This window comes from Thalassovita autumnalis (assembly GCF_001458255.1).
In the GTDB taxonomy this organism is placed as follows: Bacteria; Pseudomonadota; Alphaproteobacteria; order Rhodobacterales; family Rhodobacteraceae; genus Thalassobius; species Thalassobius autumnalis.
In genome coordinates this window covers 242,454-268,091 of the sequence record NZ_CYSB01000005.1, presented here as the reverse complement: position 1 = coordinate 268,091, position 25,638 = coordinate 242,454, and the positions used below count along the sequence as shown (strand labels likewise).

Here is a 25,638-nt window from a genome sequence, read left to right as displayed (position 1 = left end):
TTTCTTGGGGCTCTGCCCCAACCCCCGGAGTATTTCGGGAAACATTGAAAGGAAAATGGGCGAGAACGGCGCAAAAATCCGCGAAATTGGTTCGCATTCTGCATCGGGGGATTGCCCCAACCTCATCTCATTGGTAAGGAAACTTCACCAATACAGGGCCAAACTGAGGGGAAAGTGAGTCACCATGCCCGTGATTACCAATATTGAAGACCTCAAACGGATCTATAAGCGCCGCGCGCCGCGGATGTTTTACGACTATGCGGAAAGCGGCAGCTGGACCGAACAGACCTTCCGCGAAAACTGTTCCGACTTTGATCAGCTGTATCTGCGCCAGCGCGTGGCCGTAGACATGACAGGCCGCACCACCGCCAGCCAGATGATTGGCCAAGACGTTGCGATGCCGGTTGCCCTGGCCCCGGTTGGCCTGACCGGCATGCAATGCGCCGATGGTGAGATTAAAGCGGCACGGGCGGCGGAGAAGTTTGGCGTGCCCTTTACGCTTTCGACCATGTCGATCAACTCAATCGAGGATGTGGCCGAGGCGACCAGCAAACCGTTCTGGTTTCAGCTTTACACCATGAAGGATCAGGACTTCGTCAGCCGGTTGATCCAACGCGCCAAAGACGCCAAATGCTCGGCCCTGGTGATCACGCTGGACCTGCAAATTCTGGGGCAGCGTCATAAAGACCTGAAAAACGGCCTGTCTGCCCCGCCCAAACTGACCCCATCGACCATCGCCAACCTGATGACCAAATGGTCCTGGGGTCTGCAGATGCTGGGGGCGAAACGGCGCAACTTTGGCAATATCGTCGGACATGTCGACGGGGTGACCGACACAGCAAACCTTGGCGCCTGGACGGCAGAGCAGTTTGACCCTTCGCTGGACTGGGGCAAGATCGCCAAGATCAAAGAGGAATGGGGCGGCCCGGTGATCCTCAAAGGTATTCTGGACGCCGAAGATGCCAAAATGGCCCTTTCAGTTGGCGCGGATGCACTTGTTGTCTCAAACCACGGCGGCCGTCAGCTGGATGGCGCGATGAGTTCGATCAAGGCGCTGCCCTCCATTCTGGATGCGGTCGGCGATCAGGTTGAGGTCCATCTGGACAGCGGCATCCGGTCAGGTCAGGATGTGCTGAAGGCTTTGGCGATGGGCGCAAAAGGCACCTACATCGGCCGCGCGTTTGTCTATGGTCTGGGCGCTATGGGCGAAGCAGGCGTCACCAAAGCACTGGAGGTGATCCATAAAGAGCTGGATGTTTCCATGGCGCTGTGCGGTCGCCGCCGGGTGGATGAGCTGGACAAGGACATCCTGCTGATCCCCGATGACTTTGAAGGGCGCTGGCAATAACAACGCCTATCACCGAGAAAGCAGGGCCCGGGGGTTTTGACACCCCGGGCCTTTTCAGTGCAGGGTGAGCCGAAAGCGCCCGACGGCGCGCAAGAGGTTGTTCATGCTGGTTTTTGTCGACGCCAATATTGCCCTGTTTGCGGTGCCTAAAACCGGCTCTACCGCCTATCATCTGGCGTTGAAAAGCAAGGCCGACATCACGTTGGCGGGCAAACAGGCGCTGAAGCACATGCCCCTGCGCAAATATGACCGCCATTTTGCACCTTTCCTAAAAGAGGCCTACAATCTCACGCCCGAAAGGGTCGCCGTGATGCGCGATCCCGTTGAACAGATCCGCAGCTGGTACAAATACCGCAGCCGCGACAAGGTGCGCGGCGGCAATGCGGTGCCCGAGGGGATGAGCTTCGACGATTTTGTGGCGGAGGTCATCGACCGCAAGCCACACCCCTGCGCCAAATTGGGCAGTCAGTTTACCTTTCTGACCTCCGATGACGGCGCATTGCGCACCGATCACCTGTTTGCCTATGAGCGCCCGGTGAAGCTGGTCACCTTCCTGCAGGACCGCATCGGTAAACCGTTTGAGACCCAGCAGAAAAACGTCTCCCCCCATCGTGATGCACCCTTGAGCGGTGAGATGGAGGCAGAGCTGCGCCAAGCCCGAGCTGAAGAATTTGCCCTTTATGACCGGGTGATGCAGGCCGGTGGACATCTTCACACCCCAATCGAAACCTAATCGGGCCGCATCAGACTGTAGTGAACTCAGACCAACCTGCTGCACCCGTATTACAGCGCATAACTTTCGACAAAAACATTGACCACCACACACCTACAGCCGCCAAATCCCATCAAAACCGTATGGATCGCCCTTAAGGAGCTTGCGCGGTTCCTCGCGCTATTGCTGCCCGGGTTCCTTGCCCTGTTTTTGATCGTGCGCGCTTTTGTGAATGGTCACGTCAGCGACATCACCTTTGCCCTTTGGCTGCTGGTCATGCAGGCGCTGTCCCTGCTGGTGCCGAACCCGATAACCGAAACGCGGGTGGACCGGAAGGCCATCCTGATCAAGCTGGCCGCGCTATTGCCGGCGATCCTAATGCTTTTCCCGCTGACTGTGGTGGTGTTGATTTTCGGTGAACTGGACACGGCCGCCTTTGTTTTCCATCTGGCGTTTGGCATTGGCGGCACCCCGCTTGGAGAGTTTGTGCCCTATCTCGTCACCGTTGCGATTTACTGGTGCGCGATCCTGATCACCCTCTACCGTTTGCGCAATTGGCTGCGCCGCATCCCGTTCTGGTGGAGCCTGTGCTGTTTTGGCCTGATCGCCGGAAACCCATTGGTCCGCGATGTGCTCTTCAATCAGTTTCAGGCAAAATACAGCCGGGGCGAAAGCCTGATCACCGCGTTTCAGGACCCCGTGTTGATCGCGCCAACTGAAGGGGAAAACCCGGACCTCATCATCCTGTACCTCGAAGGGATGGAACGCACCTACGGGATCAAAGACAGCTTTGGTGAGATCTATGCCCCAATTGAACGGCTTGCTGAAAGCGGTGTTTCCTTTTCCGATGTGGCACAGATCGACGGCACCGGCTGGAGCTTGGCCGGTATGACCGCCACCCAATGTGGGATGCCGCTGATGCCGATGGGGTCACTCCCCCTCAACCGCACCGCGGATATGAAGCAGATTGGCGCAGGCGTGACTTGCCTCACCGATATCTTGCACGCGCGCGGATACCACTCAACCTATGCTTCCACGACCGAAATCATAGGCAGCGATCGGGGTCACTATGGTTTTGATAACTTCTACCGGACGCATCAACTCGACCAGATTGTGGACAAGGCCAATGCGATGACACCCGGGGCCATTGCTGCGCGCGAGGCCGGTGACACCTCCTGGGCGCTACGGGACGGCGAAGGCTACGCCATCGCCCTGGCCCATGTGGAGGCGCGGTTGAAAAGCGATCAACCCTATGCGCTGATATTGTCGACAATGGACACCCACGGCCCCAAGGCCCATATGTCCGAAAAATGCGTGACAGACGGCCAGCCAAAGGTGTCTGATGACCTCACCGATGCTGTGGCCTGCACCAGCAAGCTGACCGAAACCTTTATCGCTGAATTGCGCGACCTGACCAAGCACCGCAACACCCGCATTGTGGTGGCCAGCGATCATCTGGCGCATCACAACAACCTGTCCCCGCAACTGGATCAACACCCCCGGCGAAACATGGTGATGTTCCTGAACGGGCCGGATGCGCCCCGGGTGATTGATAAACCTGCCGCCATGCCGGATGTCTTTCCGACGCTCCTGCACTGGCTGGGTTGGCTGGACAGTGGTGCGCCGCAGGCTGCTGGCATTGGCAAATCCCTCCTCCATGATCCGACAACTTTGATCGAAACCTTTGGGATTGACGGGGTCAATGACAGGCTGCGCAGGGATGTGGAACTGGCCGCGAAGTTCTGGCATTCTGCGCCATAGGACCCTGGCCAATGGACCCAAGGAAATAAGCCCTTTCAAAATTCCCCGGACTCGTCTATACGCGCGGCTTCATGCGGGCATACAGCCTTGGAGGATGCCCGTGATTCTAACTAATTTATGGAGAATTCCAAATGGCTGGAACTATTCCTGACCTCCACGCAGAGGTCCGCACGGGGACAGGCAAGGGCGCCGCTCGTCAAGCACGCCGTGAAGGCAAAGTACCCGGTGTTGTATTCGGTGGCGAAGCAGAGCCGCTGGCGATCAACGTTCCCTTCAACGACCTGCTGAAGCGCCTGAAAGCTGGCCGCTTCAAGTCGACCCTCTTCAACCTGAAAGTTGAAGGCCAAGAAGATGTACGTGTGATCTGCCGTGACGTTCAGCGTGACGTGGTCAAAGACCTGCCGACCCACGTTGACTTCATGCGTCTGCGCCGCACCACCCGCATCGCGCTGTTCATCAACGTGAACTTCGAAAACCAGGAAACCTGCCCCGGCATCAAAAAAGGTGGCGTACTGACCGTTGTACGTCCCGAAGTTGAGCTGGAAGTTCTGGCCGGCGACATCCCTGAGTCGATCACCATCGACCTGGCAGAAGCCAACGTCGGCGACGTTCTGCACATCAGCGACGTAACCCTGCCGGAAGGCGCCAAGCCGACCATCGATCGTGACTTCGTGATTGCAAACATCTCGGCTCCGTCGGGTCTGCGTTCGGAAGAGAACGAAGCCGAAGACGGCGAAGAAGCTGCAGCAGAAGAGTAATCTCTGCGCCCGTCGCACCTCTGCGCTGATTGCTAAGGTGCTGACGAACGGCTTTGACGAAAAAGAAACGCGGACCTTCGGGTCCGCGTTTTTTGTTTGGCGGCGCTTAGGCGCTTTCATGCAGGACGGTTTTGAAACCTTCAAACTGCGGCGGGCCAACCAGAACGTCTTTGGTTGCTGAACGGCCTGCATTGGCATGGGCTGCACGGAACTGTTCCGATTTGGTCCAGGCAAGGAAATCCTCTTCGGTCGCCCATGTGGTGTGAGACGAATAGAGGCAATAGTCCTCAGTGGCGGCGCCTTTCAGCATGCGGAACTCTTGGTAGCCCTTCATTTCATTCAGGCGCCCTTCGCGCGCGCGCCAGATCTCTTCAAATGCCTCTTCCTGGCCCAGGGCGACCTTGAAGCGGTTCATGGCGATGTAGGACATGCCATTTCCTTTCATGTTTCGTATTTTCGGGATAGCTGGCATGAACGCGCCCGTTCGGCTGGCAGCTCTCCTCTTGCACGGGATCGGTGCAAAAGGTCAATCACTCTGCGCTGATTGAATTTGCCGCAGTGACGCTTTAGTCAGTGGACAAGATCTAATCGAGGGAAAGCAACGATGCAGCTGTTTGTGGGACTGGGCAACCCGGGTGCAAAATATGCGGGCAACCGTCACAACATCGGCTTCATGGCGCTGGATGAGATTGCCCGCGACCATGGCTTTGCCCCCTGGCGGTCCAAGTTTCAGGGCCAGGTCAGCGAAGGTCGTCTGGGCCGTGAAAAGGTGATCCTGCTCAAGCCTGAAACCTTCATGAACCTTTCCGGCCAATCGGTGGGCGAGGCGATGCGGTTTTACAAGCTGACCTCGGACGATGTGGTGGTCTTTCACGATGAACTGGATCTTGCCCCGGGCAAATGCCGCGTAAAACAGGGTGGTGGTCATGCCGGCCACAACGGGCTGCGGTCCATTCATCAGCATATAAGCCCGGAGTATACCCGGGTGCGCTTGGGCATCGGCCATCCGGGTCACAAAGACCGCGTTGCCGGCTATGTGCTGGCGGATTTTGCCAAGGCCGAACAGGGCTGGCTGGATGACCTGATGCGCGGCATTTCTGATGGGGCCGCCCATCTGGCCGAAGGTGACAACGGCAAGTTTCAAAATGCCGTGGCGCTGCGGGTCAACCCGCCGCGCAGTTCGGGCGGCCAGAAAAATGGCGCGAACAAGGGACCAAAGGACAACAAGCCAAAGGCGACGGATGGCAAACAAACCGCTGCCAAACCGGCAGCTCCGGCGCAAGACGATCAACCTGACACCCGTTCTGCGATGGAGCGTTTGTTGAACAAGTTCAAGTGACGGCGACGCTTTCCGATTAGCTTAGAAGTAAACCAAAGCCTTTAAGCACTCGGATCTCAATCGGGCTGAGCCTCTGACCCGATGGGTTGCCAATTGATCTGGGACGCATGGATTTGCACAAGCGCCTGTTTCAAACCAACTGACCCAGCGGCACCCTTGCCCCCTGCCCCATCCGCGTGATGAGTAAAGGCACTAACCTTTGGGAGGGGTTCAGATGTTGAGAGTGTTGCTGCGCGTTCTGGTGGTTTTGGTACTGGCCATTGCCGTTGTCGCCTTTTGGAAGAAGGACGAAATCAGCCGTCTGCTGGCGGTGAACAGCCTGTTTGCCGAAGATAAAATCGTCCACAACTTCTCACACATGGATCAGCTGTTCTGGACCAAGGAGATCAACCGCGGCACCGGCCCTGTGTCGCCCCTGCCCGCGGGTACTGAAATGGCCCTGCCAGCGGGCAGCGATGATTGGATCAGCAGCCGCGCCCTGACCGCCCTTGTTGTTCTGAAAGACGGGGAACTGCGGCACGAAAGCTATTATCTGGACACCGGGGCCGAAGATCGCCGTATCAGCTGGTCGGTTGCCAAATCCTATATTTCGGCCCTGCTGGGCATCTTGGAGGCCGAAGGCGCGCTGACACTTGAGGATCAGCTGACCCAACATGTGCCCAGCCTGAAAGGATCCGCCTATGACGGTGCACGCATCATTGATGCGTTGCATATGTCCAGCGGCATTGAGTTTGATGAGGACTATCTCGACTTCAACTCTGACATCAACAAAATGGGGCGTGTTCTGGCGCTTGGCGGGTCCATGGATGCCTTTTCTGCCGGCCAGGATCGCACCCGCGGCACCCCCGGTGCGGCCTGGCACTACGTCTCGATCGATACGCACGTGATCGGCATGGCCATTCGCGGCGCCACGGGTCGCGACATCCCCGATCTAATGCAGGAAAAGCTGATCGCCCCCTTGGGGTTGGAGGCCAGCCCGTTGATGATCACCGATGGGAATGGCGTCAGCTTTGTGCTGGGTGGCTTGAACCAGCGCACCCGCGACTATGCGCGTTTCGGTCAGATGGCACTGCAGGACGGCATGTGGCAAGGCCAGCGCATCCTGCCAGAGGGCTGGATCACACGCTCAGCCCAGTTCACCGCCCCGACAGAGGCCGGTGAGGAAGCCTATGGTCTGCACTGGTGGGGCGCCGTTGACCCACGCGAAGGTGAGTTTTATGCACGCGGCGTTTATGGTCAGTATATCTATATCAACAAACCGCTGAACGTGGTGATTGCTGTTAACTCCGCCGACCGGCAGTTCCGGGAAGACGGCGTGAACGTTGAAATGATCGCCATGTTCCGCAAAATCGCCGAAGCTGCGCAAAACTGATCTCAGTCACCCGATCACGGGGCGCGTGGCACAGTAGATGGAGATATCCATGGTCACGCCCCTGCCCGCCATCAATGTGCTTGGCTCCGCGCTAAAGCCGTGTTCCCAAGATCCCAAAACCGGGTTCTTCCGCGATGGGTCCTGCAACACCTGCCGGGAAGATCGCGGCTCCCATACGGTCTGCGCCGTGATGACGGCGGAGTTTTTGGCGCTGTCCAAATACCTTGGCAACGATCTGTCCACACCGGTTCCGGAATATGGCTTTCCGGGGCTGAAACCTGGTGACCAATGGTGCCTCTGCGCCAGCAGGTTCCTGCAGGCGCATGCTGAAGACTGTGCCCCCAAGGTTCATCTAGCGGCCACGCACCAGCAAGCCTTGGAAATTGTACCCCTGGAAGTACTGGAGGCCTACGCCTGCGATTGATCTGCAGGCGCGGCTTCGAGTGACCCGTCCATCATGTCCTCAATGAACAGGCTGAGCAGTTGGGCCCGGCTGCTGACCTCCGCCTTGCGGTAAATCGCATTGCTCTGCGCTTTCACTGTACCGGGGGAGGTTTGGCGTAGACCTGCGATTTCTTCCACGCTGAACCCTTTCAGGGAAAACAGCGCCACCTCACGTTCGGCCGGCGTCAGCTGCCATTCCCGAAAGCGGCTTTCCAGATGGTCATGAAACGCCCCTTGCAACAGGCGCAGGCTGGCTTCAGCAGCTTCCGTGCGCTGCATTGAACGGCGATAGGCAATCCAGCCCAGCACCACCCCCATCACAAGGCCCAGCGCAGCGCCGACCTCCAGCAATTCACGTGTTTGCCAGCTGATTGGTGCGGCGCGCACGCCAATGACCGTGGCCAGAATGTCCGAGACAAAGAAGACCGCGCAGACGCTTTGCAACAGGATCAGAATAAGAAGAGGCCAGGGTGTTTTCACGTCACGCCCCGTGCGAGATCTGGACCGAGAGAGGAAGGCGGTCATCAATCATCCTCGCCTTCATCATCTTCACCGTCGTCTTCTTCATCATCCTCCTCATTGTCTTCTTCGTCGTCTTCCTCGTCGTCCTCCTCATCCTCTTCTTCGTCATCTGCCTCATCGTCAGAAGAATCGTCTGCTTCGTCCTCTTCGTCTTCGGCATCATCTTCTTCATCTTCGGGGTCTTCCCCATCTTCTACAGTCTTATCCCCAGCAACCCGGCGCCCAGTCCCGATCAAGCCCACTGCGTCCTCGGCGTCTTCGGCTTCCCAATAGTCGCGCAGAATTTCCCCGGTGCGCGGGTTCAGGATGATTTCACGTTCGGCATTACCGCCAGTGGCCTCAATTCGAATGCGCCCCAGAAACGTGCGGGAGACGACGATGCGCGTATATCCCTGCTGGGCCAGCTGATCGGTGACGCGATCCACCAAAGGATCGGCCTGCGCCGGGTTGGCAAGCACGGCAAACGCCAAGGCTACAATTGTCCTGCGGGTCATGTTCTTTCCTCACTTCGGCCCCGTTGCGAGCAAATGGATGCGCCGGCATCGGTTGTGGAACTCGATGCCGGCCAGAGAGAGTGGGACCCTCCCCCTAAGGTCTGAGATACCAGTGCTTCTACCACTCCCTCATCCCGGAAGGCAAAACCATCGGCACTTAGCCCGCCAGCAGCAGCGGGCGTAGTGCGTTTGGATCAATCGTCGCCTTCTTCGTCATCTTCCTCGTCGTCTTCTTCATCGTCGTCATCATCTTCTTCGTCGTCATCATCTTCTTCGTCGTCATCGTCTTCTTCGTCGTCATCGTCTTCTTCGTCGTCATCGTCTTCTTCATCATCATCGTCATCTTCTTCATCATCCTCCTCGTCCTCTTCGTCTTCTTCATCCTCCTCTTCTTCTTCCTCCTCCTCGTCATCTTCATCGTCATCTTCTTCGACTTCGTGCGAGAGGACCGCCCCGGTTTCTGCGTCATAGACAGTTTCAATGACAAAGCCGTCCTTCACCGCCTCAACGGTGACTTCCATACCGTCGACATAGACTTCCACTTCTTCGTAGCCTTCCCGTGCGAAGTGTTCGACAACGGCGCGCACAAAGTCCGAGGCCTGCGCCTGCGCCTGTACGGCGAAGCCTACAACAAGGGCGGTAGAGGTAATCAAAAGGCGTTTCATGTGGGGGCTCCTTGATCTGCGATAGTGATCTGCAATTGGGTCTGTTCGGCACACGCCTCATGCGTTGCCTGCTGACAGATCAGCCGGTCACGAGCCCCAATAGCTATTCACCGCAGGATTAGACCGGCGCACACCAAACGCCGGTTTATGTCCATAAACCTGAGTTTATGCGTTTCATTTCAGAGGCTTCTAAAACAGAAGCGCCCCCTGCCGTGTGATCAGAGCTGTTTTTCCATCTCAATCAGATGGTCTTCGAACTCGGAGCAGAATATCACTTCGCGCCGTTCAGGATCGTAGAAGGCATTGGCCTCGCCGCAGCTTTCCTCGACAATCCGCAGGGGCGCTGACAGGGACAGCTCATCGTTTAAGGCGGCAACTTCATCGGCAATGATCCGGGCGCTGAAACTGTCGGCCTCGCCGTCAAACACAAGGGTTGAACCAGCGCCACGTTCAATCAATTCATCCAACACCGCGCCCCAGCTGGCCTCGGCCTGTTCAAATTCGATCGGACAGTAGGCAGCGCGTTCTTCGGGCAGTTCAAACTCGGCTGCAAAATCTTCGCGTGCGTCGGGGTTGGCCCCGTAGAAGATGCAGACCGTGTTGTAGAAACGTTGTTCATCCGGGCCATGAGTATCCCACCACGGAATATCTTCCAGACCGCCACCGCGCATTTCAGCTTCGCCGATGAAGCCCCAGGCGGCCTCATAAGCCAATTCCTGCGCGACCTCTTCTTCGTAGAGCGCGTGGATCATGAGGATGGAAAACACATCCGCCGCATCCTCTTCCTGACCGAAGATCGGCACCCCTTCGATGTCGATCAGCGCATGGGCCAGTTCGTGATAGAAAATCCCCAGGACATTGGCCTCAACAAAGGCGCTGCCCTCATCCTGCGCAGCGGCAGAAAGCGGCAGGGCCATAAGGGCAAGAGCGGCGGTGAGTTGTTTCATCATGATCTCCCTCGAAGCGGTGATATCAGTATGCCGCGCCCTGTCGCCATCGGCTAGGAAAATGCGCCCGATGCAAAACGGCCCGGGACATGCCCGGGCCGCTCCTTCACTCTTTCAACGACACGAGGTCGCTCAGCAGGCCTTTGGTGCCGTTGTGCACCGTCAGGCGCTCAACCTTACCGGCCACTTTTTCCAGCGCTTCCAGTTCTTTCAGCCGCAGCATGACCGGGTTTTCAGCCATGACCTTAGCCGTGTTCAGAAGCGCCCGGGTGGCGTTGGTTTCTTCGCGACGCCGGATCACGTTGGCCTCAGCCTCTTTTTCAGCGGTCACAACCTTGTTCAGGATGTCCCGCATCTCACCCGGCAGGATCACGTCCTTCAACGCAATCTCACCGACCTCAAGGCCCAGTCCGGACATCTCTGCCCGCACCTTTTCAGCCGCCTCGGCGTCCACCGTCACCTTCTCAGCCAGGAGCCGGTCCAGCGTCAGCGCACCCAGCGTTTTCCGGAAGGCCAGTTGCAGTGCCTTGTGCAGGGCTTCTTCGAAGTCCTTCACTTTGGTGACCGCCACTTCGGCGTCCACAACCCGGAACTGCGCCGTCAGGTTCACCCGCAGGGTCACCCGGTCTTTGGTCAGGATTTCCTGGCCCAAGACCTCATGGGTCCGCATCCGCAGGTCAACCTGCTTCAGCGACAGGGCGCGACCGGCCTTCCAGAAACCGTGCACACCGGGCTGCAGCTGCCCTGACGGTTTGCCATCAACGGACAGCAAACCAATATGGCCTTCTGCAACGGTGACTTGTGTCAGCCCTGCGGTCACACCGGCTGCGGTCAAACGCGATAGCAGCGCGCCCGGCACCTGCAGCCCCTCAGACAGCTGAAAGGTCTCAAAGGCCCATTCACCCGCGTCTTTCCAATAGACGACGCGGCTGTCGGGCATCCGCACCTCCAAGGGCCGTCCATCGCGGGTGACCAGCACCAGCTCTTCCGGCCCGGTCCGCACCTCCAGGAGATGTGCCTGAGCCAGATCCGGACGTTGCCGGAACAGGGCCCGATCATAGGGCGATACGAAACGGAGCTGATCGATGGTGTGGACTTCGCGCAGACTGTCCTTGACCTTCACCCGATGCCGGCCTGCACCAAGGATCGCGGCAAAACGCCCCTCGTCCAGCACAAGCATCCGCTCGGTTTCCTGCAGTGTGACCCGCTCATAGCCGGTCAGCGTGTCCAATATTTTCTCAACGATATTCATACCTAAACTCCTTTTCGTATTGTCCTATCGTCGTCGCAAAGCGATCTCCTTTGGTTGGAATTGGGTTGGGGTCAGCATGACCCGCAGGTGTTGTGCCCAAGATGGGCGATAGGTCCGGGACACGCCCCGCGCCAAAGCCGATGGCGAAAGCAGAACCGAGAGGGGCGCAGCATCGCGGCGCGCCTGTCAGAGAAGCCTCTGATCAGCGGACCACAAAGCGGCGGAACCGTCATGTCCTGCTCCGGCCAAGACCAGAGCGGGCCGGGATGCCCATTGGCGGCGAAACCTCACCAGCCAATCTACCGGTCAACCTGCCCCGCTGGGACGGTCCCGGACCCTGATATGTGAACCGTAAAGAACGGTCCGGCGTGAAAGGCCGGTGCTGACTTAACAGCTTTTCAAATGGTGGGAGTCGAACCCACTACCCCTTGATTAAACGTCAAGTGCTCTACCCGAATGAGCTACATTTTGTGCACGATGCAGGAATCGAACCTGCAACTCACAGAATCTCAATCTGCTGCTCTACCGTTGAGCTAATCACGCGGTCTCGCTGTTGGGGCAACCTCCAGGCATACGGGAACGGCAGCGCCGACCGCACCGGACGTGTGTACAGCACGCACCGTTTGGATGATGGCCCCCGACATCGGGAGTGCAGAAGTAAGGCGAGAGGTGGATTCGCCGCAATCACACACTTTTATCGTGAAATGTAGCGTTGCCGACAGGACACAAAATTGTATCTGCGCGCAACAATGCGTCGCGCCACGAGGGCATGCACCACCGGCACGACGGAATATCGCTGCCGGGATTGCCAGAAATGTCCGGAAATTGAACGGCTGCTTTCTCAGGCGGCACCGGCCTGTGCGGCCGCAAGTTGCGTCAGGATGCTGGCGTAATTCTCAACGCCCTGCGCGCCGGTCACCAGATGCTGACGCTCAAACACCATCGCTGGCACGCCCGAAATCCCCTTGGAGGTCCAGAATTGCTGCTTCGCACGGACTTCTTCGGCGTAGTCATCGCCGGTCAGGATCTCGAGCGCGCGGGCACGGTCCAACCCCAAAGCGGCGGCGACATCTGCCATCACCTGCGGATCGTTCATCTCTTTGCTGTCGGTAAAGTAGGCCTCAAACAGGGCCAGTTTCAGCGCCCCGGCCTGACCGCTTTCGGCGGCCCAATGTAGCAAGCGATGTAGGGCGAAGGTATTGTAGATCCGTTTGCCATCGGTAAAGCGGATCGGCGCATTCAGCTCGTCCCCGATCGCCTCCAACCGGGCGCGGGCTTCGATGCTTTGCTCTACGGTGATGCCGTATTTCCCCATCAAATGTTCCCGCAGTTCTTCGCCCTCGGGCGCCATCTGCGGGTTCAGCTCAAAGGGATGCCAGAACACCTCAATCGGGATTGCGGTCTGTTCCTGCGCCAAACGCAGCTGGTGGTAGCCGACAAAGCACCAGGGGCACATCACATCCGATACAATATCGATCCGCAGTGTCTGTCCCGTAGCCTGTGCCATGTCGGCCCCTTTCTCAGATCAATCGCTGTCGCGCCCTTCAAGACCCGAGAGGTCAACGCCAAGGTGACGCGCAACGGTGAAGATGTCCTTATCGCCACGGCCGCACATGTTCATCACGATGATATGGTCCTTGGGCAGATCGCCTGCGATCTTCATCACATGGGCAAGCGCATGACAGGGTTCAAGGGCAGGAATGATGCCTTCGCTCTCACAAGAGAACTGGAACGCCTCCAGCGCTTCCTTATCGGTGATCGAGACATATTCCGCGCGGCCGATCTGGTGCAGCCAGCTGTGTTCCGGCCCGATACCCGGATAGTCGAGACCGGCCGAGATTGAATAGCCGTCCAGAATCTGGCCATCGTCATCCTGCAACAGGAAGGTGCGGTTGCCGTGCAGCACGCCGGGGCGGCCGCCGGTCAGTGAGGCACAGTGTTCCATATCGTCGTTGACGCCTTTTCCACCGGCCTCAACACCGATGATGTTGACCTCTTTGTCATCCAGGAACGGGTGGAACAGGCCAATCGCGTTGGACCCGCCGCCAATGGCCGCAATCACGGTATCAGGCAGGCGGCCCTCGCCTTCCTGCTCGGCCAGCTGCCAGCGCACCTCTTTGCCGATGATCGACTGGAAGTCGCGCACCATCGCCGGATAGGGGTGCGGGCCCGCGGCGGTGCCGATGCAGTAGAAGGTATCGTGCACGTTGGTCACCCAGTCGCGCAGCGCGTCGTTCATCGCGTCCTTCAGCGTGCCACGGCCGGATTCCACGGCGATCACCTCGGCCCCCAGCAGCTTCATGCGGAACACGTTGGGTTTCTGGCGGGCCACATCATGGGCGCCCATATAAACCACACATTTCAGGCCAAACTTGGCACAAACCGTCGCGGTGGCCACACCGTGCTGACCGGCGCCGGTTTCGGCGATGATCCGGGTCTTGCCCATGCGGCGCGCCAACAGGATCTGGCCCAACACGTTATTCACCTTGTGCGCGCCAGTGTGGTTCAGCTCATCCCGCTTCAGGTAGATCTTGGCGCCACCCAGACGTTTGGTCATGCCTTCAGCGTAGTAAAGCGGCGAGGGGCGACCCACATAGTGCTGCCAAAGATAATTCATCTCCTCCCAGAACTCAGGATCGTCCTTGGCCTTTTCGTATTCCTCCTCCAGCGAAAGGATCAGCGGCATCAGCGTCTCAGACACGAAACGTCCGCCGAAATCTCCGAAGCGGCCCTTGTCGTCGGGGCCGGTCATGAAGCTGTTGAAAAGGTCGTTGGCCATCGGGTGCTCCTCAGGTCAGAAAGTCTGTATCCCCATGTGCATAGGGCGCGGGGGACGGTTTTACCAGCCTGTTTTCCATGCATCAGGGCCGCGGGCTGAAATCGGGAAGATAACGCACAGCCATGCCGTGACAAGCCCTGCGACAAAGACGCCGCAGCCATCGGTGTTTCAGGGGAAATTGCGGGGTGTATTGAGGTCAGTTTTTGGCCTGAACGAGAGGGGATCGATGGAATCCTCAGGCTCAATCCAGCGTCTTTTTATAGCCGACGTGGCTGTCAACATAGCCAAGGCGATCATAAAAACGCTGCGCATCATTGCGCGCCTTATTGGTGGTCAGTTGCAGCAGACCACAGCCCGCCGCACGCGCCCGGTCCTCAGCATCCGCAAACATCGCCTCACCCAGTCCTTGCCCACGCAGATCACTGTGCACCCGCACGCTTTCGATCTGCGCCCGCCGCGCCGCTTTCAGCGACAGACCCGAAATGAACGTCAGTTGATAGGTTGCCACAACACGCGCCCCCTCGGCGCGGCTGTCATCGATGCCCACAAACAGTAGGTTTCCGCGCTCAGCTTGCATCTGATCAAAGGCCGCGAAATAGGGATCCAGCGTCGCAGCTTCGCGCCCCTGCCCCAATACATCATCGCGCAGCAAGGCAACGATTTCCGGAACCTCGTCACGGTTGGCTTCTCGGAAAACAACGCCCATTACCTGCCCCCTATGCCAGTGCGGCCTTGATAAAGGCCTCCATCAAGGCGGGATCTTTCACGCCCGGGGCGCTTTCCACACCAGAGCTCACATCAACCTGACGGGCCCCGGTCAGGTTTTGCGCCCGGCCGACGTTTTCAGGGTTAAGCCCGCCGGCCAGCATCCAGGGCAGCGACCAGTATTTGCGCTTCACCAGCTGCCAATCGAAGGACAGGCCGTTGCCACCCGGTAAAACAGCGTCTTTCGGGGCCTTGGCATCAATCAGCAATTGGTCAGCGACCTTTGCATAGCTGTCGATCTGGGCAACATCTGCTTCTGTTGCGACACCGATCGCCTTCATGACCGGCAGGCCGTAGCGCGCCTTGACCTCAGCCACCCGTTCGGGGCTTTCCGACCCGTGCAGCTGCCACATGTCGATTGCGACGTTATCGTTGATCTGATCCAGCAGTGCGTCATCGGCGTTGACCACCAAGGCCACCTTGGCCAGCCCAACAGGGGCGGCCCAAGCCAGTTCACGCGCCTCAGCCACGGTGACGGCACGGGGCGATTTTGGGAAAAACACGAAGCCCACGTAGGCCGCACCCAGTGTCCCTGCCAATTCGACGTGATCAGGGTCACGCAGACCGCAGATCTTTACCTTACTGTCTGCAGGCATCGGATCAGGACGCTTCATCCAGAAGGGCGAGCACCTCGTCCTTCTGTTCCGCAGTGTCGGCACGCCGCTTTTCGCGCTTCAGCTGGCGGCTCAAATCCTGCACTTCCTGTGATTTGCGCGCCGCTTCCGCCCGATGTTTGTATTCGCGCAGCCATTCCCAGACAAAACCGATCAGCAAACCCGCAATGATCGCACCAAGGATCACCACAAAGAGCGGCATCTCAATCGTGTAGTTGAGGCCAATCAGATTAGCAAAAGCATCAGGTAGCAGCGACAGTGTCACCGCATCACGATTGGCAAAGGCCACCGACACCAAAAGAAGCCCCAGAGAGCCGAGAAATACATAGCGAATGTAGCGCATGAGCGATTTACTTTCCGTTCAGTCGGTCGCGCAGCAGTTTGCCGGTCTTGAAGAAAGGCACGTGCTTCTCTTCAACTTCTACCGATTCCCCGGTGCGCGGGTTGCGGCCAACCCTAGCATCCCGCTTCTTTACCGAAAACGCGCCGAAACCACGCAGCTCAACTCGGTCACCGCGCGACATCGCGCCGGTAATCTCATCAAAGATCGTATTTACGATCTTCTCAACATCACGTTGGAACAAGTGTGGGTTCTCGTCAGCGATCTTCTGAATCAGTTCCGATCGGATCATCGGCAAATACTCCCCCGGCAAAATGCTTTGGCCAATATCAGCGCAATTAGTTGAACTATAGAAAGAAACAAGGGCTACGGAAACCTGCCTTTGCGGCAAATGGCAAGTTTCCGCGACAAATACTCAACCATTAGAAGAAACAAACCTGTCATCTGGGGCAGAAAGTTACCGCAAAGCTGTATTTTGCGTGATCTTAGTCAACCCTGAAGTCATTGATTCGGCATCGCTTTCCACTCGCCTTTCAGATGATTCTGTCAAAGCCCGTGAATAGAAAAACCCCGCGGTCCGTGCAGACCGCGGGGTTTCCCTGATTTAATCTCGCCTAAGCGGCGAAAGATCTTACTCGTCGCCGCCTTTCAGCGCTGCGCCGAGGATGTCGCCCAGCGATGCGCCGGAGTCCGAGGAACCGTACTGTTCTACGGCTTCTTTCTCTTCGGCGATCTCACGTGCTTTGATCGACAGGCCCAGACGACGGGTCTTGCTGTCAACGTTGGTCACGCGGACGTCAACCTTGTCACCAACCGAGAAACGCTCAGGGCGCTGCTCAGCACGGTCACGCGACAGGTCCGAACGACGGATGAAGGACTTCATGCCTTCATATTCGACTTCGATACCACCGTCTTCGATCGCGGTAACCTCAACGGTTACGATCGAGCCGCGCTTCACGCCGCCGGTTGCTTCAGCGAACTTGTCGCCGCCCAGGGCTTTGATCGACAGCGAGATACGCTCTTTCTCGACGTCCACTTCGGAGACAACGGCCGAAACCATGTCGCCTTTGCGGTAGTTCTGAATCGCGTCTTCGCCACGCTCGTCCCAGGACAGGTCGGAGAGGTGAACCATGCCGTCGATTTCGCCGGGCAGGCCGATGAACAGACCGAATTCGGTGATGTTCTTGACTTCGCCTTCGACCTGAGTGCCCTCGGGGTGAGTTTCCGAGAAGACTTCCCACGGGTTGCGCATGGTCTGCTTGAGGCCCAGCGACACGCGGCGCTTGCCGGCGTCGATTTCCAGAACCATGACGTCCACTTCCTGCGAGGTCGAAACGATCTTGCCGGGGTGTACGTTTTTCTTGGTCCAAGACATTTCGGACACGTGAACCAGACCTTCAACACCGGGCTCCAGCTCAACAAATGCACCGTAGTCGGTGATGTTGGTGACGCGACCTTTGTGAACCGATTCCAGCGGGTACTTGGCAGCAACCAGATCCCACGGATCTTCCTGCAGCTGCTTCATGCCCAGGCTGATGCGGTGGGTGTCTTTGTTGATCTTGATGACCTGAACCTTAACGGTTTCACCGATCGACAGGATCTCGGACGGGTGGTTCACACGGCGCCATGCCATGTCGGTGACGTGCAGCAGGCCGTCTACGCCGCCCAGGTCAACGAATGCACCGTATTCGGTGATGTTCTTAACAACACCTTCAACCGCGTCGCCTTCGGCCAGTTTACCGATAACTTCGGCACGCTGTTCGGCACGCGATTCTTCCAGAATGGCGCGACGCGATACAACGATGTTGCCACGACGACGGTCCATTTTCAGGATCTGGAACGGCTGCTTCAGACCCATCAGCGGGCCAGCGTCACGTACGGGACGTACGTCAACCTGCGAACCGGGCAGGAATGCAACAGCACCGCCCAGATCGACGGTGAAGCCGCCTTTGACGCGGCCGAAGATCGCGCCGTCGACGCGCTGCTCGTCTGCGTATGCTTTTTCCAGGCGATCCCATGCTTCTTCGCGGCGGGCCATCTCACGCGAGATAACAGCTTCGCCACGGGCGTTTTCAGCCGCGCGCAGGTAAACTTCTACTTCGTCGCCAACAGCGATTTCAGGAGCTTCACCGGGGTTTGCGAATTCTTTCAGCTCAACGCGGCCTTCCATCTTGTAGCCAACGTCGATAATGGCCTGGCCCGCTTCAATTGCGATTACCTTGCCTTTAACAACGGAACCCTCAGTCGGGGTGTCCATTTCGAAGCTTTCGTTCAAGAGTGCTTCAAACTCTTCCATCGAGGTCATAGCCATCTGGCGTATCAATCCTTTACAAGTCGATTTAACTGGCCAACGGTTGTCTCCGCAGGTCTTGGTTTCATGTTTTCTTGAGCCGCGACAACGAAGCCGAAAGATGAGATCACACAAACAAAGAAGAAGGGCCTGAGAGATTCTCAAACCCTACTCACCTCATCCGCGACTCTTGACGGTCACAAGAATGAGGTGCCTATAAGTTTTTTTGGCCTTATTGGCAAGGGCCACGAGGTAGAAAAGGCCGGATCGCGCCGATGAGACAAATGACAAAATGACGGACATCCGCGACATCTCCGCTGATGAGGCGCTTTGGATCCGGCATCAAGTCCTCTGGCCAGACAAACCAGCCGAGTTTTGTCGCGTCGAGGGCGATGATCAGGCGGTGCACCTGGGTGGGTTTATCAGCAACCAGTTGGTGACGGTGTTAAGCCTTTTTGACGAAGGCGCGTTCATTCAACTGCGCAAATTCGCGACACTACCAACGTATCAAGGTGAGGGTCACGGCACTGCCCTGATGCAGGCTGCCATGGAGCGCGCGGATGGGCTGTGCAAACCCATCAGGCTACATGCGCGGGCTGGCGCCATATCGTTTTATGAACGCCACGGTTTCACCCAACAGGGTGAGCCCTTCCAGAAGTACAGCACCGAAACCTCTATCGGCCCGACCTACATCTGGATGCAGCAAACAAAAAACGGGACCTGATGACAGGCCCCGCTTAGATCACGATGTGATCGCAATCAGATGGTGGTGATGAATTTGTCGCGCGGACGACGGACCTTTTTCATGTTGACCAGCCAGTCGCCTTCCTCAGCGCGGTACCCCAACGGCAGCAACAACACCGAACGCAAGCCACGTTCCTTCAGGCCCAGGATTTCATCCACAGCAGCAGGATCGAACCCTTCCATCGGGGTGCTGTCGACCTCTTCCACCGCGGCCGCGGCCAGAGCGAAGCCCAAAGCGATATAGGCCTGGCGGGCAGCGTGCTCAAAATTCACATCCGCGTCGCGCGGCAGGTACATGTTTTTGAGGTTAGTGTAATATGCGTCCAGCGTTTCACTGCGACCACCACGTTCTTCGGCCATCTGATCGGTAACACTGTCCACGCGGGCTTCGGTGTAGTTGTCCCAAGCGGCGAAGACCAACAGGTGCGAGCCATCGACGATCTGTCCCTGGTTCCAGGCCACATCTTTGATCTTGGCGCGCACATCGGGATTGGTCACGACCAGAACCTCATAGGGCTGCAGACCGCTGGAGGTCGGCGCCAGTTCGATCGCCTTCAGGATCGCTTCCAGCTTCTCATCAGATACGGCTTTCGAAGGGTCCATCTTCTTGGTGGCATAGCGCCAGTTCAACTTGTCGTTCAGCATTTCAGTCTCGTCTTTCAAAAGCCCAAACAGGGAGGAGTCATTCGGAGTTGGCTATCTAGGCTTTCCGCGCGACAGCACAAGGGTTCACCCAATGCGCTATACCAACGGAGAGGTGTTCGCTGCGTTACAGTTCCGCGCGGGGTTTACCGGCGCGCCTCAATCGCTGCAATAGCAGCGGCAATGGCAGCCTCGATCGACAGATCAGAGGTATCGATCTGCACAGCATCCTCAGCCGGCTTCAGGGGGGCCGTCGCACGTTCGCTGTCACGTTTGTCACGTTCGATCACATCCTGCAGGACCGCCTCGTAACTCTGCGTGCCGCCTTTTTCGGCCAGTTCCTTGTGGCGGCGCGTTGCGCGCACTTCGGCACTGGCGGTGACGAACAGCTTCACCTCCGCATCCGGGCAGATGACCGTTCCAATGTCGCGCCCATCCAGAACGGCGCCGCCATCGCGCCGCGCAAACGCTTGCTGGAAGGCCACCAAAGCGGCCCGCACCTCTGGGATCACCGCAACTTTGCTGGCCGCTTGTGCCACATCCGGGGTACGCAGATTGTCGGCTTCCAGATCCTCGGCCTGCAAGGCTTGCGCTGCAGCGATCGGTTCTGCCCCCTGGAGCGTTCTGGCCCCTACCGCACGATAAAGCAGACCTGTGTCCAAATGCGCATAACCAAAATGCGCCGCAACAGCCTTGGATAACGTGCCTTTGCCGGCCGCCGCAGGCCCGTCGATTGCGATGGTGAATGCCATTGTCTGCTCCTCTTCCTGATCGCAGGGGTACTGCACCCCCTGCCCCACCTCAAGATGAAATCCAGACCAACTTGACATGTAGCATGTCATTATGACACCATAGATGTCATGACAGATCCCCTCTATCATCTGACCTGGCTTCCCCGCCCTCTCATGCAACAGGTAGAAACCGCGGTTGAGAGCGGGCTGCAAGGCACCGGACTAACCGTGCGCACCCGCGCCGTGATGGAGGTTCTGTTGCAGGGCCCGTTGCCCGTGCCCGCTTTGGCAGAGGCGCTGCATATTCAACGACAATACGTACAGGTCTTGGTGAATGAGGCGCTGGCAGCCGGGTTTGTCTGCAAACAAGCCAACCCAAGGCACGCCAGATCCCACCTGATTGCCCTAACCCCGAACGGCAGCGCGCTGATTGAACATGTCATGACGCAGGAACATACATTGCTGGCAGAGCTTGCCGGTGACCTGCCCGCCGATGAGGTGGCCACGGCATTGCGCATTGTCAAAACCCTCATCACCCGTTTCCAATCCCATAACCAAGGCCTCACACCATGATCTGGATCCTTCCCGCCCTCCTCGCCGCGGCATGTTTTTGGCTGAACTACACCTCTAACCTGATCGGTCAGGTGACCAAGGGCGACCGCATCCCCAACCGTGACGGCAAGGCGCTGCTACTGGTCGATCTGCAAAGCTGTTTCTGGGAGGAAAAACTCTATGACGCCGACACCCGCGCCCGCGTTGAGGCCGCGGTGGGTCAAGCTGTGGCCGAAGCGAAGGCGGCAGGCCATCCGGTGATTGCCCTGCGTCAGGAATGGTCCATCCCTAGCACCCGCGTGCTGGCGCGGATGTTCATGGGTGGCAAGGCGCTGGCGGGCGGCACGGGTCTGGAACTGGCCGCACCGTTCGCAGGCATGGCGGACCGGGAGGTGGTGAAACCCATTCAGGATGGGTTCAAAACCGGGGAATTGACCCATGTTCTGGATGAAATAGGCGTTGGTCATCTGACCATTGCGGGCCTTGATGGGATCTACTGCGTCAACAAAACCGCTCAGGCCGCTTTGGGCCGGGGCTATGGCGTCACCCTACTGGCAGATGGCATCGCCTCCACCGAGCCGAAAAAGCTGGAGGAGGTTTACACCGACCTGCAGGCCAAAGGGGCAAAGGTGGCCTGAGCCACCCCACACTGCTAAAGGGTCAATCGCGCCGCAGATCCGCGCCAAGGCCGCCCATCAGATCCTCAAAGATTGGGAAGGATGTGGCGATTGGGCTGCCATCATCCACGCTGACGGGCGCCTCAGTGGCCATGCCCATCACCATGAAGCTCATGGCGATCCGGTGGTCCAAATGGCTGACGCAGGTCGCCCCGCCCGGCACATTGCCGTGACCGCGGCCTTTGACGATCCACCAATCGTCGCCATCCTCAACCTCAACACCGTTCAGACGCAGGCCGGAGGCCATCGCCCCAATCCGGTCCGATTCCTTCACCCGCAGCTCCTTGACGCCGCGCATCACAGTGTCGCCTTCCGCAAAAGAGGCCACAACAGACAGCACCGGGTATTCGTCAATCATACTGGCCGCACGGGCGGGAGGCACCTCAATGCCTTTAAGGTTGGGCGAAAACTTGGCGCGCAGATCGGCAACCGGCTCACCGCCTTCTTCGCGCAGGTTCTCATAGGTCAGATCCGCCCCCATATCGCGCAGGGTCTCAAACAGACCAGCGCGGGTGGGGTTCAGCCCAATATTGGGCACCAGCACGTCAGACCCTTCAACGATCAACGCAGCACAGACCGGAAACGCGGCCGAGGACGGATCACGCGGCACCACAATGGTTTGCGGCTTCAGCTCAGGACGGCCTTTCAGGGTAATCACCCGGCCTTCTTCAGTATCGACCGAGGTGATATCGGCGCCAAAACCGGCCAGCATCCGTTCGGTATGGTCACGGGTGGCTTCTTTCTCGATCACAACGGTCTCGCCCGGTGCATTCAAACCTGCCAGCAGCACCGCCGATTTCACCTGCGCCGAAGGCATCGGTGTTGTGTAGCGCACAGGAACTGGATCCGCGGCGCCAACAATAGTCATCGGCAGGCGCCCACCCGACCGGCCAACCGAGGTCGCGCCAAACAATGCAATTGGATCCGTGACCCGCGCCATCGGACGCGAGTTTAGCGAGGCATCACCGGTAAAGGTCGCCGTGATGTTCGTGGTTGCCATCGCGCCCATGATCAGGCGCACACCGGTGCCCGAGTTGCCGCAGTCGATCACATTGTCTGGCTCAGCAAAGCCGCCAACACCAACACCGTGCACGTGCCAGGTGCCATCCTCATCGCGGTTCACCTCGGCGCCGAAGGCCTGCATCGCCTTGGCGGTGTCCAGCACATCTTCGCCTTCCAGCAGACCGGTGATGACCGTCTCACCAACCGCCATCGCGCCAAAAATCAGCGAACGGTGGCTGATGGATTTGTCGCCGGGCACATGGGCCTCGCCCTTCAGCGGGCCGCATTTATGCGATGACATCGGGATCGGGGTGCCGTGGCCGGACATATGTGCTCTCCTCATGCTTCCAAAGCCTGATAGCGCAAACCCTAAGGGCCGTCCATATCAGCCGAAACGACAAAAGGCAGAAGCGTTGCCCCTGCCTTTCACTGTTTCCAAAATACTCAAAAATCCCAACGCTTACAGGCGGCGGAACGTCAGATAGTGCGGCGTTCGGCCTTCGCGCAGGGCTTTCTGCTCATAACGGGTGGAAATCCAGTCATCCCAGGGCTGGCGCCAGTCGGTTGGGCCCTCGGCCAGCCACTCAAAACCGGCCTTCGGCACCTCTTGCAGGGTCTGGCGCACATAATCGGGAATGTCTGTCGCCACACGGAAGATCGCGCCGGGTTTCAGCACCTCGGCCAGCGGCTGCAGATGTTCCTGTGTCACAAACCGACGGCGGTGGTGGCGCTTCTTTGGCCAGGGATCGGGGTAGAGCAGAAAGGCCTTGCTGATCGATTGCGCCGGCAGCACATCCATCATGTCACGTGCATCACCGGGGTGCACTTTAACGTTGTCGACCTCGGCATCGCGGATCTTGCCCAGCAGCATTGCGACCCCGTTGATATATGGCTCACAGCCAATGATCCCAACGTCACGGTTGCTGGCGGCCTGATGCACCATATGTTCGCCGCCGCCAAAGCCGACCTCCAGCCAGACGTCCTTGCCCGGAAACATCTCGCCCAGATCCAATTCGCTCCGGTCGGGGTTTTCTTCCCAGGTCACCGCACCAGGTGACAGGGCCGCCAGATCCTCATCCAGATACTTCTGCTGGCTGTCGCGCAGGCCTTTGCCTTTGAAGCGGCCGTAGAAATTGCGCCATGGGGCGCCCGAAGGGTGCTTGTCGCTAGGTTGGTCTGCCATGATCTCGAACGGTCTCTTGCGCGGTTGATTGGCCCGAGCCTTTGCCGCAGAGCGCGGCAGGGGTCAAGTCCCCCTGCCCGATTGCACCTTCTGATCATGCTTAGGCGCAGGCTTAGCCCTTGGAAAACAGCGCCCGCAGAACAAACAGCCCTGGAATGGTCACCAGATACATCGTGATCCCATATAGCGCAGACGGCAGCGCGTATTCCGGAATGCCCGCCACCTGCGCCACCAATCCCGCAACCGTGATGCCCAGCGTGGCGTTCTGCACCCCCATCTCAACCGAGATACAGATCCCCTCAGCGCCGCTCAGACCCAGAAGCCGCGCCACAGCCACGCCGAGGATTAGCAAGACCACATTCAGCGCGATCAGGACAGGCCCCAGAACCGTGATGTTTTCAACGATCAGCACCCAGTTGGTTGCAATCGCGGCAGCCACGATCAGCACAAACAGAACGATCGCCGCGCGTGAAATCACCCGCTCTGCCGCATCCGCCTTGGCGCCTGAAAACCGCCGCCCCAACAGGCCCAGCAGAACCGGCACCGCAGTGATGGCAAACATTGCCAGCCCGATCGACATCACATCAATCTCAGGCGCGGTTTCCTTCAGAAAGGTCTGTCCGGCCCAGCCCACGAGGAAAGGCACAGTCAAAACGGACAACAGGCTCACCACCGCCGTCAGGGTGATCGACAGCGCAACCGAACCGCCGCCCAGTTTGGTCAGAATGTTTGAGGTCACGCCGCCCGGGCAGAACGACAGGATCATCACCCCAAAGGCCAAGGCGGGCGGCAACGACATGACCTGCAACAAAAGATAGGCAACCGCGGGAATGGCCGCGACCTGCAGCCCCACCCCGGTCAGCACCGCGCGCGGCATGGTCAAAACCCGGCCGAAATCCGCAAAGGTCAGGCCGAAGCCCAGCGAAAACATGATGAACGCCAGCGACAGCGGCAGCCCCACCTCAAGCAACATTGCAAATCCTCCCTATTCGCGGCGGCAGGTTTACATGAAGCCTCCGGAGGCCAAAGCCTGCCGTTAGGTCAGGCGTGAAGGTTAAGGCGCGTCACGCAACACCCCGGCCGCAACCAACTCCTTGCGTGAGGGGAACCAGACCGCATCGCTTGACCCGATGGTCTCAATCGCGAAGGCCGGATCAACACCACGTTTCAGCAAGGTGGTCAGGTTGGTATAAACCTCGGTCTGGGTGTCCTGATACATCCATGAGGCAAAATCAAAGGGTGTTTTCCAGCCGCTGTCTTCGCGCCGGTCGTTGTAATAGCCCTCAATCGACGCTGGGGACCAATTGGTCTGATGGAACCCGATCTTGGACCCACGGGTCATCTGCCGCGACTGGCCTGCCAGGAACAGCAAGACGCAGGTGCTGCTGCATTCGCCGTCAGCCACGGTGTCCAATTCATAATCCTCAACGATGCGCGCCATTTCTTCGCCCACCCAGACAATCCCGCCGGGGGAATTCAGGCGCAGTGTGGTGATGCCTTCGTTTTCTTTCAGCATGCGCCGCATCACCGGCAGGTCCGTCGCCACAATCTCCCTGCCCGAGGCCAGCCCACCTTTATCGGTGTCGTAAATCAATTGATCGCCTTCAACCGTCAGCTTGTCGGCCAGAACTGGCCCTGCCAACAGAAGGGAAAACACTGCGATGCCAATACCACGCATGTCATGAAACTCCGATAAATGCTTGTT

29 protein-coding genes and 2 tRNA genes are annotated in these 25,638 nt (G+C 58.4%); 10 read left to right on the top strand and 21 right to left on the bottom strand.

The annotated features are described in order from the left end of the window. Window positions 1-184: 184 nt before the first annotated feature. The 4 genes from TL5118_RS02355 (at window position 185) to TL5118_RS02340 (ending at window position 4,579) form a co-directional block, all read left to right on the top strand. Window positions 185-1,348 carry an alpha-hydroxy acid oxidase gene (locus TL5118_RS02355; protein WP_058243173.1) on the top strand — a complete coding sequence of 388 codons (1,164 nt, stop codon included), beginning with the start codon at window positions 185-187 and terminating at the stop codon, window positions 1,346-1,348. 103 nt (window positions 1,349-1,451) lie between these two features. Further along, window positions 1,452-2,081: a sulfotransferase family protein gene (locus TL5118_RS02350; RefSeq protein ID WP_058243174.1), complete on the top strand. Its 630-nt coding sequence runs from the start codon at window positions 1,452-1,454 to the stop codon at window positions 2,079-2,081. Window positions 2,082-2,159: 78 nt separating this feature from the next. Continuing rightward, window positions 2,160-3,821, top strand: a complete 1,662-nt coding sequence (locus TL5118_RS02345; RefSeq protein WP_131727393.1) for a sulfatase-like hydrolase/transferase — start codon at window positions 2,160-2,162, stop codon at window positions 3,819-3,821. 131 nt (window positions 3,822-3,952) lie between these two features. Beyond that, window positions 3,953-4,579, top strand: a complete 627-nt coding sequence (locus TL5118_RS02340; RefSeq protein WP_058243176.1) for a 50S ribosomal protein L25/general stress protein Ctc — start codon at window positions 3,953-3,955, stop codon at window positions 4,577-4,579. A 106-nt stretch (window positions 4,580-4,685) separates the two neighbouring features. On the opposite strand, the gene hmuQ is transcribed toward TL5118_RS02340, so the two are convergent. Next, entirely contained in the window at window positions 4,686-5,009 is a 324-nt protein-coding gene (gene hmuQ, locus TL5118_RS02335; protein ID WP_058243177.1) for a heme-degrading protein HmuQ, read from the bottom strand. 174 nt (window positions 5,010-5,183) lie between these two features. Here hmuQ and pth point away from each other — a divergent pair, with 174 nt between their 5' ends. The 3 genes from pth to TL5118_RS02320 all read left to right on the top strand — a co-directional run bounded on the left by pth (window position 5,184) and on the right by TL5118_RS02320 (window position 7,714). Beyond that, on the top strand, window positions 5,184-5,918 hold the full coding sequence (gene pth, locus TL5118_RS02330) for an aminoacyl-tRNA hydrolase (RefSeq protein WP_058243178.1): 735 nt from the start codon (window positions 5,184-5,186) through the stop codon (window positions 5,916-5,918). A gap of 214 nt (window positions 5,919-6,132) precedes the next feature. Beyond that, a complete protein-coding gene (locus TL5118_RS02325) occupies window positions 6,133-7,290 on the top strand; it encodes a serine hydrolase domain-containing protein (protein ID WP_058243179.1) in 1,158 nt (385 codons plus the stop codon). A 49-nt stretch (window positions 7,291-7,339) separates the two neighbouring features. Next, window positions 7,340-7,714 (top strand): DUF2237 family protein, encoded by a 375-nt coding sequence (locus TL5118_RS02320; RefSeq protein WP_058243180.1) that lies wholly within the window; start codon window positions 7,340-7,342, stop codon window positions 7,712-7,714. Here the strand turns inward: TL5118_RS02320 and TL5118_RS02315 are convergent. From TL5118_RS02315 to rpsA, 14 genes are all read right to left on the bottom strand, one after another. Next, on the bottom strand, window positions 7,699-8,214 hold the full coding sequence (locus TL5118_RS02315; RefSeq protein ID WP_058243432.1) for a helix-turn-helix transcriptional regulator: 516 nt from the start codon (window positions 8,212-8,214) through the stop codon (window positions 7,699-7,701). The genes TL5118_RS02320 and TL5118_RS02315 overlap by 16 nt on opposite strands. A 44-nt stretch (window positions 8,215-8,258) precedes the next feature. Then, window positions 8,259-8,750 (bottom strand): hypothetical protein, encoded by a 492-nt coding sequence (locus tag TL5118_RS21495; RefSeq protein WP_058243181.1) that lies wholly within the window; start codon window positions 8,748-8,750, stop codon window positions 8,259-8,261. A gap of 194 nt (window positions 8,751-8,944) precedes the next feature. Continuing rightward, window positions 8,945-9,403, bottom strand: a complete 459-nt coding sequence (locus tag TL5118_RS21490) for a PepSY domain-containing protein (protein ID WP_207383431.1) — start codon at window positions 9,401-9,403, stop codon at window positions 8,945-8,947. Window positions 9,404-9,633: 230 nt separating this feature from the next. After that, a complete protein-coding gene (locus TL5118_RS02300; protein ID WP_242601707.1) occupies window positions 9,634-10,362 on the bottom strand; it encodes a DUF4344 domain-containing metallopeptidase in 729 nt (242 codons plus the stop codon). A 106-nt stretch (window positions 10,363-10,468) separates the two neighbouring features. Further along, window positions 10,469-11,614: a slipin family protein gene (locus TL5118_RS02295; RefSeq protein ID WP_058243184.1), complete on the bottom strand. Its 1,146-nt coding sequence runs from the start codon at window positions 11,612-11,614 to the stop codon at window positions 10,469-10,471. 398 nt (window positions 11,615-12,012) lie between these two features. Then, window positions 12,013-12,085: transfer RNA gene (locus TL5118_RS02290), tRNA-Lys, on the bottom strand. After that, window positions 12,086-12,157 (bottom strand) — tRNA-Leu (locus TL5118_RS02285). 298 nt (window positions 12,158-12,455) lie between these two features. After that, window positions 12,456-13,121 carry a DsbA family oxidoreductase gene (locus tag TL5118_RS02280; protein WP_058243185.1) on the bottom strand — a complete coding sequence of 222 codons (666 nt, stop codon included), beginning with the start codon at window positions 13,119-13,121 and terminating at the stop codon, window positions 12,456-12,458. 18 nt (window positions 13,122-13,139) lie between these two features. Then, complete coding sequence (trpB, locus tag TL5118_RS02275) at window positions 13,140-14,393, bottom strand: tryptophan synthase subunit beta (protein ID WP_058243186.1); 1,254 nt, start codon at window positions 14,391-14,393, stop codon at window positions 13,140-13,142. A gap of 241 nt (window positions 14,394-14,634) precedes the next feature. After that, complete coding sequence (locus TL5118_RS02270; RefSeq protein WP_058243187.1) at window positions 14,635-15,099, bottom strand: GNAT family N-acetyltransferase; 465 nt, start codon at window positions 15,097-15,099, stop codon at window positions 14,635-14,637. 10 nt (window positions 15,100-15,109) lie between these two features. After that, window positions 15,110-15,772 carry a phosphoribosylanthranilate isomerase gene (locus TL5118_RS02265; RefSeq protein ID WP_242601706.1) on the bottom strand — a complete coding sequence of 221 codons (663 nt, stop codon included), beginning with the start codon at window positions 15,770-15,772 and terminating at the stop codon, window positions 15,110-15,112. Next, window positions 15,759-16,115, bottom strand: coding sequence for a LapA family protein (locus TL5118_RS02260; protein ID WP_058243188.1), 357 nt, complete (start codon window positions 16,113-16,115; stop codon window positions 15,759-15,761). The genes TL5118_RS02265 and TL5118_RS02260 overlap by 14 nt, the downstream gene beginning before the upstream one ends. Window positions 16,116-16,122: 7 nt before the next feature. Further along, window positions 16,123-16,404 carry an integration host factor subunit beta gene (ihfB, locus tag TL5118_RS02255; protein WP_058243189.1) on the bottom strand — a complete coding sequence of 94 codons (282 nt, stop codon included), beginning with the start codon at window positions 16,402-16,404 and terminating at the stop codon, window positions 16,123-16,125. A gap of 339 nt (window positions 16,405-16,743) precedes the next feature. Beyond that, entirely contained in the window at window positions 16,744-18,423 is a 1,680-nt protein-coding gene (gene rpsA / locus TL5118_RS02250) for a 30S ribosomal protein S1 (RefSeq protein ID WP_058243190.1), read from the bottom strand. Between the two features lie 271 nt (window positions 18,424-18,694). Between rpsA and TL5118_RS02245 the strand changes: the two genes are divergently transcribed. Continuing rightward, the gene (locus TL5118_RS02245; RefSeq protein WP_058243191.1) at window positions 18,695-19,126 is read left to right on the top strand and encodes a GNAT family N-acetyltransferase; all 432 of its coding nucleotides are present in this window, start codon (window positions 18,695-18,697) and stop codon (window positions 19,124-19,126) included. A 35-nt stretch (window positions 19,127-19,161) separates the two neighbouring features. Here TL5118_RS02245 and TL5118_RS02240 read toward each other — a convergent pair whose 3' ends face one another. Together TL5118_RS02240 and cmk are read right to left on the bottom strand one after the other, a co-directional pair. Then, entirely contained in the window at window positions 19,162-19,791 is a 630-nt protein-coding gene (locus tag TL5118_RS02240) for an NAD(P)H-dependent oxidoreductase (RefSeq protein WP_058243192.1), read from the bottom strand. Window positions 19,792-19,934: 143 nt separating this feature from the next. Further along, window positions 19,935-20,540: a (d)CMP kinase gene (gene cmk, locus TL5118_RS02235; protein ID WP_058243193.1), complete on the bottom strand. Its 606-nt coding sequence runs from the start codon at window positions 20,538-20,540 to the stop codon at window positions 19,935-19,937. Window positions 20,541-20,648: 108 nt separating this feature from the next. Between cmk and TL5118_RS02230 the strand changes: the two genes are divergently transcribed. Together TL5118_RS02230 and TL5118_RS02225 are read left to right on the top strand one after the other, a co-directional pair. Beyond that, the gene (locus TL5118_RS02230; protein ID WP_058243194.1) at window positions 20,649-21,092 is read left to right on the top strand and encodes a MarR family winged helix-turn-helix transcriptional regulator; all 444 of its coding nucleotides are present in this window, start codon (window positions 20,649-20,651) and stop codon (window positions 21,090-21,092) included. Beyond that, the gene (locus TL5118_RS02225) at window positions 21,089-21,709 is read left to right on the top strand and encodes a cysteine hydrolase family protein (RefSeq protein ID WP_058243195.1); all 621 of its coding nucleotides are present in this window, start codon (window positions 21,089-21,091) and stop codon (window positions 21,707-21,709) included. The genes TL5118_RS02230 and TL5118_RS02225 overlap by 4 nt, the downstream gene beginning before the upstream one ends. A gap of 22 nt (window positions 21,710-21,731) precedes the next feature. Here TL5118_RS02225 and aroA read toward each other — a convergent pair whose 3' ends face one another. The 4 genes from aroA to TL5118_RS02205 all read right to left on the bottom strand — a co-directional run bounded on the left by aroA (window position 21,732) and on the right by TL5118_RS02205 (window position 25,611). After that, window positions 21,732-23,078 (bottom strand): 3-phosphoshikimate 1-carboxyvinyltransferase, encoded by a 1,347-nt coding sequence (gene aroA / locus TL5118_RS02220; RefSeq protein ID WP_058243196.1) that lies wholly within the window; start codon window positions 23,076-23,078, stop codon window positions 21,732-21,734. Window positions 23,079-23,210: 132 nt separating this feature from the next. Next, window positions 23,211-23,933 carry a tRNA (guanine(46)-N(7))-methyltransferase TrmB gene (gene trmB / locus TL5118_RS02215; protein WP_058243197.1) on the bottom strand — a complete coding sequence of 241 codons (723 nt, stop codon included), beginning with the start codon at window positions 23,931-23,933 and terminating at the stop codon, window positions 23,211-23,213. Window positions 23,934-24,045: 112 nt separating this feature from the next. After that, window positions 24,046-24,906 (bottom strand): bile acid:sodium symporter family protein, encoded by an 861-nt coding sequence (locus TL5118_RS02210; RefSeq protein WP_058243198.1) that lies wholly within the window; start codon window positions 24,904-24,906, stop codon window positions 24,046-24,048. A gap of 81 nt (window positions 24,907-24,987) precedes the next feature. Then, window positions 24,988-25,611 carry a hypothetical protein gene (locus TL5118_RS02205; protein WP_058243199.1) on the bottom strand — a complete coding sequence of 208 codons (624 nt, stop codon included), beginning with the start codon at window positions 25,609-25,611 and terminating at the stop codon, window positions 24,988-24,990. Window positions 25,612-25,638: the final 27 nt, after the last annotated feature.